Below are 11,853 nucleotides of genomic sequence, written 5' to 3' on the forward strand. Positions count from 1 at the left end.
GTGTTACTGCGCCGCGGTCTTGACCGGCGCCGATACGTAGTCGTTGGTGTAGGTCTTGGCCAGATCGATATGCTTGCCCTTCACCGACGGATTGAATGCCGACAGCACCTTCAGCACCGTTTCCGGACCGTCGGCGGGCATCTTGCCGTCCTTCGTGAACATCGGTTGCGATGCCTTCAGCGCGGCCACGTACAGGTCCTTGTTGTTGCCGTAGTAATCCTTCGGCATCTTCGCGGCGATGTCTTCCGCGCTATGCGTGGCGATGAAGTTCAGCGTCTTCGCGAACGCGTGCGACAGCTTCGCGGCGTCGTCCTTGTGCGATTCGGCCCACGCGCGCTGCACGTAGAAGCTCGAAGCGGGATACGTGCCGCCGAGCGCGGCGCGCGTGCCGTCGAGCGTGCGCATGTCGACCAGCACCTTCGCGTCGCCGGTCTTCAGCAACTGCGATACGGTCGGCTCGGTGGTCATGCCGGCGTCGATACGGTTCTGCTTGATTGCCGCGATAAAGCTGTTGTCCGCGCCGACCGGCAGCATCGTGTACTGCGTGGGCGGCACACCCGCGCGTTGCGCGAGGTATTGCGTGAGAAAGCTCGTCGACGAACCGAGGCCGGTCACGCCGAGCGTCTTGCCTTTCGCGTCGGCCATGCTCTTCAGCGTATCGGCCGCCTTGGTCGACGCCATTTCCACTTCGCCCGGCACCTGACCGAAGATCACGAGCGCCTGGATTTCCTTGCCCTTGCTCTGCAGATCGATCGTGTGATCGTAGAAGCCGACCACGCCTTGCACCGCGCCCGCGAGCAGTTCGTTTTCCGCGTCGACGCCGGCCGGTTGCGACAGCAGTTCGACGTCGAGGCCTTCGTCCTTGAAGTAACCGAGCTGCTCGGTGAGCTTGGCCGGCAGGTAGATGATCTTGGTGGCGCCGCCGATCATGATCGTGATCTTCTCGGCATGAGCGGCCGCCGAAGCAGCGGCGAGGGCGAACGCAACACCTGATACAGCGGCAATCTGGCGCAAGGTACGCATCGAGCAGTCTCCTTAGGTTTGGTCGCCGCGGCAATCGTGTGCGGCGCTTTTTGGGGTGAATGGCAGCGATTATAAAAATGCGAAACCTTCTGCCAGCTTTCTGGGCTTTGGGCAAAACATGGGTGTTAACCCGAAAGAACGACGAAAACTTCACGGAGCGCGCGACGTATGGGGCAAATCACGTAGCCGGCACACGGCAAGCGCGCAAACCCCTTGTTTTAAGGCACAATCGACGGCCTGACTTTCGCCGTTGCCGCCATGAAGCTGCTGCTCATCGAAGACAATCCCACGCTTGCGCACTGGCTCGCCAAGATGCTGGAGCAGGAAGCATTCGCGCTCGACGCCGTGCAGGACGGCGAAGAAGCCGACCGCCTGCTGCGCACCAATCACTACGACGTGATCCTGCTCGACCTGAATCTGCCGAAGCTCTCCGGCAAGAACGTGCTGCGCCGGCTGCGTCAGCGCGGCGACGCGACGCCGGTGCTGATCCTGACCGCGAGCGGCTCGATCGACGAGAAAGTGGAACTGCTCGGCGCCGGCGCGGACGACTACCTGGTGAAGCCGTTCGAAGTGCGCGAGCTGATCGCGCGCATCAAGGTCGCGATCCGGCGGCAGTCGCCATCGAAGGCGGGCGAGGTTGTATGCGGCGATCTGTCGTTCGACATCGATACGCGTCAGTTCACGCTGAAGGGCGCGCCGCTGAACGTAACGCCGCGCGAGCGCTCGGTGCTCGAAGCGCTGATTCTGCGGCTCGGCAAGACGGTGACGAAGCCCGCGCTCGTCGACGCGATCTTCACGCTCGCCGATGAGCCGAGCGAGGACGCGGTCGAGATCTACATTTCGCGCCTGCGCAAGAAGCTCGACGGCAGCTCGGCGGCGATCGTCACGCTGCGCGGGCTCGGCTATCTGCTGCGCAAAAAAGAAGAAGACCAGTAACGATGTCCAATAGCCTGCGCATACGCCTGCTGTGGTGGCTGCTCGTGCCGCTCGCGCTTTATGTGCTGGTGACCGGCGAGACCGAATACGACAACGCGCGCCGCACCGCGAATCTGGTGCAGGACAATCAACTGGTTGCGTCGGCACGCATGATCGCGGGCGAAGTCGAATGGGTGGACGGTTTTCTGCGCGTCGACGTGCCGCCCGCGGCGCTCGAGATTTTCGCGTCGCCGTATCGCGATCAGGTGTTCTACAGCGTGCGCGTCGACGATGGGCGGTTGCTGGCAGGCACACCGGATTTTCCGGCGCGTCCGGTGCAGGCGCCCGATGTGCCCGATCACTACTACACGGAGTTGCACGGCCGCCAGGTGCGCGCGGTCGATATCGTGCGGCTCATGTACGACAACGGGGTGACGCGCCATGTGCGGGTCACGGTCGGCAAGACCACCCGCTCGCGCGATGCGATGACGCAGCAGCTATGGCAGCCGCAACTCGTGCGGCAGATCGTGATGATCGCGCTGGCCGTCGCGCTCGTTTGCATCGGCCTCACGTTCGAATTGCGGCCGCTGATCAAGGTGAAGGACGAGGTCGCCGACCGTGATCCGATGCAGCTGGAGCCGATTCGCGTCGAACGTTTGCATTCGGAATTGCGGCCCATCGTCGAGGCAATCAACCAGTGCATCGCGCGGCTCGGCGTGCAGGTGGCCGCGCAGCGCCGCTTTATCGCCGACGCCGCGCATCAGTTGCGCACGCCACTGACGGTACTCGGCACGCAATTGCAGTTCGCGCGGCAACAGGAAGGCCTGACCCCCGCACTCGACGAAGCACTGGTCGCGATGCATCGAAGCAATCGCTCGATGGTTGGCCTCACGAACAAGCTGCTATTGCTCGCGCAGGCCGAAGCCGCCGATAACGCGCAGCTCGCGACGGAAACCGTCGATCTGGTGCCGCTCGCGATGGAAGTTGTCGAAGATCTCGCGGTGCTGGCGCAGGCGCGCGACATCGATCTCGGCGCCGAACTGGCTCACGCCGCAACGGTGGTCGGGCATCGAGGGTTGCTGCAGGCGCTGATCGCGAATCTCGCGGATAACGCGATTCGCTATACCGGCAGCGGCGGCCATGTGACGGTCGCCGTCAAAGCCGATGCCGCGACGGTCACTGTGAGTGTGATCGACAACGGGCCGGGCATTCCAGCCGAGTCGCGCGGCCGTGTGTTCGAACCGTTCTTCCGCGCATCGACGGATACGGATGGCACGGGTCTGGGGCTTGCGATCGTGCGCGAGATCGCCGATGCGCATCGCGGTGAGATCACGCTGAAGACGGGCGATGGCGGCAGGGGCCTGCATATTGCGGTGAGCTTTCCGCGCGCGGCGGGCGCCACGGATGCGTAGTTCTTCGACAGATAACCGGGACATGGACCCTCGAAGGAGACTCTTCACAATGCAGTTTCCCCGAGTGCGTTTCCTGCGCATGACGCGCGCGACATTCGTGGCATCGCTCTTGTTCTGCGCATTCGCAACGCTTGCAACATTCTCGATACCGGCCCAAGCAGCCGAACCGGAGAAGCTCGCAATCATGGTGGGCGGCATCAACAAGCTCATTTATCTGCCCGCACGTATTGCCGAACGGCTCGGCTATTTCCAGGCCGAAGGGCTCGATGTCGAATTGCTGTCGCAGCCCACCGGTATCGATGGCGAAAACGAAATGCTCGCGGGCGCGGTGCAGGGCGTGGTCGGTTTCTACGATCACACGATCGATCTGCAGGTGCGCGGCACCGAGGTCAAAACGATCGTCGTATTCAGCTCGGTGCCGGGAGAAGTGCAGATGGTCGCCGCGCAATCGGCCGATTCGATCAGAAGCATGGCCGATGTGCGCGGCAAAACACTCGGCGTGACCGGGCTCGGATCGTCGACGAGCTTTCTCACGCAGTACCTCGCGCAGCGCGCCGGCGTGCATCGCACGCAATTCACGCTGTTGCCGGTCGGCGCGGACACCAGTTTTATCGACGCGATGCGGCGCGGACGCATTCAGGCCGGCATGACGACCGAGCCGACCGTGACTCAGCTGCTAAAAGCCGGCGACGCGAAAGTACTGGTGGACATGCGCAATGTCGAAGGTACGCGCGCCGCGCTAGGCGGTACTTATCCCGGGGCGAGCCTGTACGTGCAAACCACGTGGCTCGATGATCATCCGCGTGAGGCGGAAAAACTCGCGCGGGCGTTCGTCAGGGCACTGCGCTACCTGCATACGCACAGCGCCGCGGAAATCGCCGCGCGGATGCCGCAAGAAGATATCGGCGGCGACAGGGCGCTTTATATCAGCGCATTGCAGGCATCGCTGCCGATGTACACGGTGGACGGCAAGATGCCGGCCGATGGTCCGCCGACCGTGCTCAAAGTGCTGGCCGGTTTCAATCCAGCGGTGAAGGGGCGGCATATCGATCTGTCGCGCACGTATACCAATCGGTTCGTCGATGCGGTCGAGCCGTGAGAAGCGCCGTTCGAATCGCCCGTTGCGCGGCGTAACGTTACGAACGAACGCTACGTAACGAGGGCGATCGCGGCGGCCTTCTCGCCGCGCATACGTTTGGTTTGACATCGACTGATCGCGCGCAAAGCACTGTCCAGAAAGGCTGCAATTAATCTGCGGCGATTCATTTAGAGCTTTTCCTTGTTTGGCACGGTATCTGCATGCGTCGAGGCGGTTAAACCCGTACCGATTCGCCATGCACACACTCGACTACGCGAAACATATCGCGCTTGCCCACACGCTGCCCGCACGTCTCGCCGCGTTCGCCCAGAACGATGCGGACGGTGTCGACGACACATCCGCCGGACTCGGCGAACTGGAGACACGTGTCTGCGAAGGCTTGCGTGCGGGCGAGTTTCATCTCGTGTTCCGCGGCGCGCATCGTGTCGCGGACGGCACATTGACGCGGCTCGAAGCGCAGCTTCGCTGGACACATTCCGAATACGGACTCTTGTTGCCGGGTGTCTTCATGATGCCGCTCGAGCATCCGCAAGTGGCGCGGGAAATTGCGGCGTTCGTCGCGAACAGCGTATGCCGCGAGTTGAGTGAATGTCTGGCCGCGAAGCAGTCGTTGGCGCCGATCGCGCTCACGGTGTCGGCGCAGATTGCATTGCTCGATTCGTTTGCCGACGATCTCGCGCGGACCGCCGATACTTATGACGTCCCGTCGCATCTGTTTGAAATCGAAGTGGCGGATAGCGCGGAAGCGGCGACGCTGCTGTCGTTGCGAACGATGACGGCGGGGCTTCGCGATGTGGGTGTTGGGGTGGCGTTGGGGAATTGGGGGAATGGTGCTTCGTCGTTGGCGTTGCTCGGGGCGCTTGATGTCGACACGATTACTATTGCGCGCGAGTTGATGGCTGCGGTGCCGCGGGATGGGCGTGCCAGGGTGGTGATGGCTGCCGTGCTGGATCTGTTATGTGCGCTTGGTGTGCGGACGGTTGTGAATGGGGTTGATACGGAAGCGCAATTGCAGTGGTTGGGGGCGTGGCCGGAGGTGTTGGCGCAAGGGGCGGTTTTTTCGCGGGCGTGGCGGGGGTTGAGGGATGTGGTGGGGTGAAAGCTTTTTTGTTGGTTGTGGTGTTGGCCTTTTCCTGAATGCTTATTGGTCTATTAGCGTTGCCCCTGTGCGGGGCGGCACCTACTTTCTTTGCGTGCTGCAAAGAAAGCAGCTTGACACCGCTAGCTCATAAGTGGGTCCCCTGGCTTGGACGAGGTAGTGGTGCATCTGGAATCTGTGTTCTCCGCACACTTCGCCTCAGTGACAAGGCCGTCATTCTTCCGGCGGCGCTGCGCGCGCCGTAGCGCTGGTCAAGAACCGTCGGGTTTCTTTGCGTGATGCGGTCATTTCTTACATCGTGCTGGTGATATGGCTTTTGCTACGGTGTAGAGCGGTCCCTAATCAAATAGTCGCGATAGCTTTGCGACTATCCCGTGCTTTGCAATCCACGCTGCGTAAATTCGGTACTCGGGGTCGTTCATCAGATGCCGCTCCTCCGTTTTTGCGCGCAGAAAATACAGCAGGTTGACGGCGATCAATCCGGCGCAGTGTGTCACCGCGATTTTCCAGCCGAGCGGTTCGACGAACGGCACCGAGATCATCCAGTACGACAGATTCTTCGCGATATAGGCCGGGTGTTTGGTAAACCGGTAGGGTCCCGATGTGATGATTCCGCGATTGGTCAGGTTCGAGAAGCGTAGTCCGAATGAAATCGTCGCGCACGCATAACACAGCAGCAACGCGACGATGACGACGCCCCATGCGAATCGTAGTGCCGGCACCGAAATCAGCCAGCTATCCCAGAACGTCGAGCCTTCATAGCGGATGTACTGGCTCGAGATCAGCGACCAGAACGGCTGGTAGCAGATGATCGCGACGAGCCAGCCGAGCGTGGTTGGCTCCGCGCTGCGCACGTGGCTGTCGAGCACGCGGAATGTGCACAGATAGCCGACCGTGCCGAACATCAGATCCATCGCAAACGACAGGTCGTACATGAAGCGGAATGTCGCGAGCGAGAACGGCGCGTCTAGCGCGCTCGTCAATGAGGCGTTCAGATGTTCCGCGTTGGTCGACAGATAAACGGTCATCAACGGCAGGAAGAATGCCTTGACCATCCAGCCCGCGAGCATTTCGCGCAACGGCCGCCAGTTTGCCGGCCGCTCGCCGCGCAGAAGCAGACGCGACAACACGAGGTAGGTGTCGTCGGTTTCGCGCTGATGCCGGTCCATCCATGCGAAGTAGAACGGCGTGGCGGCAATCGCATAAGGCGCGAGCGTGCGCAATAGCGACCAGAACGGATCGTAGAACGCGCCGTGATATTCGGGCAGCAGCCAGTACAGCGCGCCGATGATTGCATAGATCGATGCCAGTGCAACGAGCCGCGACGCGACGCGCGCGAGACTCAACGATCGTATTGCCCGGTTCGCGAGGCCAGTGCCCGGCCGCAGATAGACGCGCGCGACGAACAGATCGTAGAGCGCGATTGTCGCGATGATCGCGACGCATGCGAGCGTGCTGCGCGTCGCGCCGTCGATCGTCGTGCTATCGCGTACCAGCCAGAGCGTCGACAGGCCGGCCGCCATGCCGGCGACGCCAATCGAAAACGGCGTGGCCGAACGCGGCCGCGAGTCTTCAGCGCGAGCGATCGTGTCGAAGGTGGAGCTCATGTCATCCCCCGTAGTCATCGCAGCGAGGCGGCCGGGCTATCGTTTTTTAAGGCCCGGCCGCCGGGCCGCCGGATGGTGCCCGGTTGCGCGTTGCCGCGCTTACTTGCCGGCCGCGGCGCCGCCGCCGAGCAGACCGCCGACAAGATTCGTCACTGGCGCGAGCGGGTTCTTGTTGCCGGAAGCATTGCCGCCCGATCCGCTCGACAAGCCACCGGTGAGGCCGCCCAGCAAGCCGGTCACCGGGTTGACCGCAGCGCCTGTGCCGCCGGCGCTGCCACCACTGCCGCCGCTCCCGTGAGGCGCGCCGACGCCGACGCCGACGGCGCCCGTCAGCGAGCCGACCAGACCGGTGACGGGCGCGAGCGGGCTGCTGCTGCCTGGCGTGCCGTCGAGCGAGCCGACCTTGTTGAGCAATCCATTGACCGGCGTCAGCAGACCGCCGAGTCCGGCGCCACCACCGGCACCACCCGAACCGCCTGTTCCCGCGACGCCGCCGAGCGAACCGAGGTTGCCGAGCAGACCCGTGAGCGGCGGGATCGCACCGCCGCCCGCGCCGCCGCTTCCACCCGCGCCGCCGACTCCGCCCAGCAGACCGGTGAGCGGCGCGAGCGGATTGGCGGTCCCGCCGGTCAGCAGACCGCCCGTGGTGGTGACGGTGTTGCCCAACTGGCTGACGATTCCGCCGACGTCCTTGCCGACCTGATCCTTCGTCGAGTTCGATACTTTCACGCCGGCCGCGTTGACTCCGTTGCCGACCGTGCCGAGCAGGTTGCCGAGCGGCGCGCCGAGGCCCGTGGCTTTGCCGAGTGTCTGCGTCGTATCGGAGACCGCGAGCGTGATCGGATTGATGACCGTGCTGAGTTGCGTCTCGACCTGTTGAACCGGGCCGCTCGATAGCAGCTTGTTCAGTCCGGAGCCGGCCGCGATGACGCCGTTGCCCACGCCATCGACGGCGCCGCCGACGGTCGATGTCACCGGCGACAGCGGCGCGAGCGGTCCGCTGCCGAGGCTCGCGACGACACCGCCGACCGATTTGGTCGCGGCGCCCACATCGGTGACGACACCGGAGGTGGAGCCCAGCGTCGCGCCGAGCGGATTCTTCGGGTTGCCGAGCGTGCCGAGGCCCGCCGCCACACCGTCGCCGAGCGTCTTGACGCCGTTGCCGAGATTCGTGACGGCTCCGCCGAGATTGTCCGTCGTCGCGCCGTTGACGCCGGGGATCGACGTGCCGGAAACCTTGGTGCCGGTATCGGCGACGGTCGTGCCGATCGCGGTGATGAGGTTGCCTGACTGGGTGACGACGTTGCCGATCGGAGTCGAGGAGGTGCCTGAGGTACCCGAGGTACCCGAGGTACCCGAGGTACCCGAGGTACCCGAGGTACCCGAGGTACCCGAGGTACCCGAGGTACCCGAGGTACCCGAGGTACCCGAGGTACCCGAGGTACCCGAGGTACCCGAGGTACCCGAGGTACCCGAGGTACCCGAGGTGCCTGAGGTGCCTGAGGTGCCTGAGGTGCCTGAGGTGCCCGAAGTACCCGAAGTACCCGAAGTACCCGAAGTACCCGAGGTGCCCGAAGTACCCGAGGTGCCCGAAGTACCCGAAGTACCCGAAGTACCCGAAGTACCCGAAGTACCCGAAGTACCCGAAGTACCCGAAGTGCCCGAAGTACCCGAAGTACCCGAAGTACCCGAAGTACCCGAAGTACCTGAAGTACCTGAAGTCCCTGAAGTCCCTATCACTCCGCCTAGCCCACCGCCGCCGACTCCGCCACTGGGGGCATGAAGAGTCGAGCCGCAACCATAGAGTGCGAGAAGCGTGGACGTTGCGACGGCGACGGCTGTCAGACTGGTGATTGTTTTCATGATGTCCTCGTTGAACGACAATTGACGAGGCCATCAATGCAAATCGCACGCCAGGCGTAAGTTATCTTTTATTTCGCCTGCAAATAAGAATTCCGATGCAGGAAACCACCGGTCGACCGAATTTATATCGATAAAACCCGCTTTTTATAGATGGCGGGCGGGCGATGTACCGTGCGTGTGCTACGTAACGTCAGGGCCACGCGTAACGGCGTTGCTCCACGACAGCGGATCCGTCACAACCCGATCACCCGGTCGACATCCTCGTGGCTCTTTTCGGCGCGTCGCTTGCCGCGACATTGCCGGCGTCGCTCGAACTGGCTTGTACCGCGTCCCCGCGCCTGATGGTCGACTCACGCACGACCAGATGCGGGTCGAGCATCGAATAGCCGGCGTTTACCGCGGCTTTGCCATGCAATTCGTCGATCAGCTTCGTCATCGCGAGTTCGCCCATGCGCTCGCTCTGAAAATCCACCGACGTCAGCGATGGCGACGTGTACTCGCCATACGGCACGTTGTCGAAGCCGGCCACCGACACATCTTGCGGCAAATGAAAACCGAGTTCGCGAGCTTCCTTGATGAAGCCGAGCGCAATCAGATCGTTGTAGCAGATCACCGCATCCGGGCGTTTCGGGCCGAGCATCAAACCCGAACACGCGCGCTCGCCGCCCGCGGCCGACGGGCTCTGCGCATCATGCACATCGAGCGGTATGTCGTGTTCGTCGAGACAGTTGCGGATGCCACGAATCCGTTCATCGTTCCAGCGCGAGCGGCCGAAGCCGAGATAGGCGAAGCGCCGATGGCCGAGCTTCAGCAGGTGATTCGCCAGCATGTAGCCCGCGAGGCAACTGTCGGTGCCGACACTCGAAATCGGAAAGCGCTCGCTGCGTCCGAACAGCACGACGGGTTTGCCGAGATCGAGCAGCCATTGCACGGACTCGTCCGGCATCCGCGAACTAACGATCATGCCGTCGACGCGAAGCGCGAGCGATTCGATCAGCGTTTTTTCGCGCTCCTGGCTTTCTTCGGTATCGACGAGCAGCAGCGTGTAATCGTGCTGCAACGCGACGCGGTTCGCGCCCTTGACGATGTTGGTGAAATGCGGATTGCGGATATCGAGGATCGCCAGACCGATGGTGTGCGTGCGGCCGGTGATCATCGAGCGGGCGAGCGGATTGGAGCGATAGCCGAGCTGTTCGATGGCCTGCTTGAGCCGGGCTTCGACGACCGCGGTGAAGCGCTGGGTCCCATTCATATACTTCGACACGGTGGCGACCGACACGCCTGCTGCGGCCGCGACGTCGCGAATGGTGGCACCCTTCTTCATCGGTAGCGGATATCGTTTTCTATTAGTTTTTTAATATTATCGGCAATCCGGCGCAAAGGCGAGCGCGGCCGGCGCGGGCCAATCGACAAAGGGAGACACGAGGTAACACATGACGATCAAGGTAAAAGGACTGCGCTGGTGGATGATCGGGCTGCTCACGCTCGGCACGATCACCAACTATCTCGCGCGCAGTTCGTTGAGCGTGGCCGCGCCGACGGTGCTGCATCATCTGCATATCTCCACGCACGAATACGGCTGGATTACCGGGGCGTTTCTCGTCATGTATCCGATCGGCGCACCGTTGACCGGCTATCTGATCGATCGCGTCGGGTTGCGCTTCGGTTTTCTGCTGTGCGGTGTCGCGTGGTCGTTGATCTGTATCGCGCACGGTTTCGCTTCGGGCTGGCTCGGTCTGTTCGTGCTGCGCGGCATGCTCGGGCTCGTCGAAGCCGCGTTCATTCCCGGCGGCATGCGCGCGGCCGCGTACTGGTTTCCGCCGCATGAGCGCGGCACGGCCGCGGGCGTGTTCAACCTCGGCACGTCGACCGGCGCGATTCTCGCGCCGCCGCTGATCGCGTGGTCGATCCTGCGCTATAGCTGGCACGTCGCGTTCATCATCGTCGGCGCGCTGGGGCTCGCGTGGGCCGTGCTGTGGCTGCTGTTTTACCGGCAGCCGGAGCGGCACTCGGCGTTGTCGAAGGAGGAGGCTGCATATGTCGGCGCGAGCGTCGGCACATGCGGCGAGTCCGGTTTGCGCGCCGCCACCGCCATCGACGCCCCAGCGCCGAAGTTGCTCGCGATACTGAAGCAGCGCAATTTCTGGGGCATCGCGCTGCCGCGCTTCTTTGCCGATCCTGTGTGGGGCACGCTGGTCTACTGGATGCCGCTCTATCTGTACCAGGCGCGCGGTTTCGATCTGAAGGCGATCGCGCTGACCGCGTGGCTGCCGTTCGTCGCGGCCGACCTCGGCTGCATGGTCGGCGGCCCGTTGTCGGCGTGGCTCGAACGCCGCTTCGACGTGCCGATCGTCAACGGCAAGCGCATCGCGTTCACGCTGGCCGCGTTGCTGATGATCGGCATGGCCGGCGTCGGCTTCGTGAGCAATCCGGCGCTCGCGGTGGCTCTGCTGTGCCTCGGCGGCTTCGCGCATCAGACGCTGTCGATCACCGTGATCTCGATGTCCGCCGATCTGTTTCCCCGCCGCGAGGTCGGCACCGTAACGGGTCTGGCCGCGCTCGTCGCCGGGCTCGGCAACTTCGCGTTCACGATGACGATCGGCGGATTCGTCGCGCGTGTCGGCTATACGCCGTTTTTCGTCGCGCTCGGTTTGGGCGATCTGATCGGCGTGGCGCTGCTGTGGGCGCTCGTGCGCCGTCCGTCGGCGTCGGCAGCCGCGGTCGCGGTGGAACGCGCGGCGCGGCAAGCGCGGGCGTGAGATGGGTTTGAAAGGGACTGCCGATCCCGTCCACGCCACATCGCCATCCGTTGACACAGGTCAAAACCGCGCATCA

9 protein-coding genes are annotated in these 11,853 nt (G+C 63.2%); 5 read left to right on the forward strand and 4 right to left on the reverse strand.

The features are described 5' to 3' along the window. Nucleotides 1-3 precede the first annotated feature (3 nt). Nucleotides 4-1,023 (reverse strand): ABC transporter substrate-binding protein, encoded by a 1,020-nt coding sequence (locus L0U82_RS20785; RefSeq protein WP_233834058.1) that lies wholly within the window; start codon nt 1,021-1,023, stop codon nt 4-6. Nucleotides 1,024-1,281: 258 nt separating this feature from the next. On the opposite strand from L0U82_RS20785, the gene L0U82_RS20790 reads away from it, so the two are divergent. From L0U82_RS20790 to L0U82_RS20805, 4 genes are all read left to right on the forward strand, one after another. After that, on the forward strand, nt 1,282-1,959 hold the full coding sequence (locus L0U82_RS20790; protein WP_233834059.1) for a response regulator: 678 nt from the start codon (nt 1,282-1,284) through the stop codon (nt 1,957-1,959). A gap of 2 nt (nt 1,960-1,961) precedes the next feature. Next, entirely contained in the window at nt 1,962-3,350 is a 1,389-nt protein-coding gene (locus tag L0U82_RS20795; protein ID WP_233834061.1) for a sensor histidine kinase, read from the forward strand. 49 nt (nt 3,351-3,399) lie between these two features. Then, nucleotides 3,400-4,449, forward strand: coding sequence for an ABC transporter substrate-binding protein (locus L0U82_RS20800; RefSeq protein WP_233834070.1), 1,050 nt, complete (start codon nt 3,400-3,402; stop codon nt 4,447-4,449). 184 nt (nt 4,450-4,633) lie between these two features. After that, nucleotides 4,634-5,548 carry an EAL domain-containing protein gene (locus L0U82_RS20805; RefSeq protein WP_233834071.1) on the forward strand — a complete coding sequence of 305 codons (915 nt, stop codon included), beginning with the start codon at nt 4,634-4,636 and terminating at the stop codon, nt 5,546-5,548. 338 nt (nt 5,549-5,886) lie between these two features. On the opposite strand, the gene L0U82_RS20810 is transcribed toward L0U82_RS20805, so the two are convergent. From L0U82_RS20810 to L0U82_RS20820, 3 genes are all read right to left on the reverse strand, one after another. After that, nucleotides 5,887-7,155 carry an isoprenylcysteine carboxylmethyltransferase family protein gene (locus tag L0U82_RS20810; protein WP_233834073.1) on the reverse strand — a complete coding sequence of 423 codons (1,269 nt, stop codon included), beginning with the start codon at nt 7,153-7,155 and terminating at the stop codon, nt 5,887-5,889. A gap of 99 nt (nt 7,156-7,254) precedes the next feature. Continuing rightward, nucleotides 7,255-9,018 (reverse strand): collagen-like triple helix repeat-containing protein, encoded by a 1,764-nt coding sequence (locus tag L0U82_RS20815; RefSeq protein ID WP_233834075.1) that lies wholly within the window; start codon nt 9,016-9,018, stop codon nt 7,255-7,257. A 244-nt stretch (nt 9,019-9,262) separates the two neighbouring features. Next, the gene (locus L0U82_RS20820) at nt 9,263-10,342 is read right to left on the reverse strand and encodes a LacI family DNA-binding transcriptional regulator (protein WP_233834077.1); all 1,080 of its coding nucleotides are present in this window, start codon (nt 10,340-10,342) and stop codon (nt 9,263-9,265) included. A gap of 109 nt (nt 10,343-10,451) precedes the next feature. Between L0U82_RS20820 and L0U82_RS20825 the strand changes: the two genes are divergently transcribed. Further along, nucleotides 10,452-11,777: an MFS transporter gene (locus L0U82_RS20825; RefSeq protein ID WP_233834079.1), complete on the forward strand. Its 1,326-nt coding sequence runs from the start codon at nt 10,452-10,454 to the stop codon at nt 11,775-11,777. Nucleotides 11,778-11,853: the final 76 nt, after the last annotated feature.

The sequence above is a fragment of the Paraburkholderia sp. ZP32-5 genome, from assembly GCF_021390495.1.
Taxonomy (GTDB): domain Bacteria; phylum Pseudomonadota; class Gammaproteobacteria; order Burkholderiales; family Burkholderiaceae; genus Paraburkholderia.

Bases quoted from the DNA above. Each gene is read 5' to 3' on its own strand.
- L0U82_RS20785 (WP_233834058.1), bottom strand. From the start codon at position 1,023: ATGCGTACCTTGCGCCAGATTGCCGCTGTATCAGGTGTTGCGTTCGCC.
- L0U82_RS20790 (WP_233834059.1), top strand. From the start codon at position 1,282: ATGAAGCTGCTGCTCATCGAAGACAATCCCACGCTTGCGCACTGGCTC.
- L0U82_RS20795 (WP_233834061.1), top strand. From the start codon at position 1,962: ATGTCCAATAGCCTGCGCATACGCCTGCTGTGGTGGCTGCTCGTGCCG.
- L0U82_RS20800 (WP_233834070.1), top strand. From the start codon at position 3,400: ATGCAGTTTCCCCGAGTGCGTTTCCTGCGCATGACGCGCGCGACATTC.
- L0U82_RS20810 (WP_233834073.1), bottom strand. From the start codon at position 7,155: ATGAGCTCCACCTTCGACACGATCGCTCGCGCTGAAGACTCGCGGCCG.
- L0U82_RS20815 (WP_233834075.1), bottom strand. From the start codon at position 9,018: ATGAAAACAATCACCAGTCTGACAGCCGTCGCCGTCGCAACGTCCACG.
- L0U82_RS20820 (WP_233834077.1), bottom strand. From the start codon at position 10,342: ATGAAGAAGGGTGCCACCATTCGCGACGTCGCGGCCGCAGCAGGCGTG.
- L0U82_RS20825 (WP_233834079.1), top strand. From the start codon at position 10,452: ATGACGATCAAGGTAAAAGGACTGCGCTGGTGGATGATCGGGCTGCTC.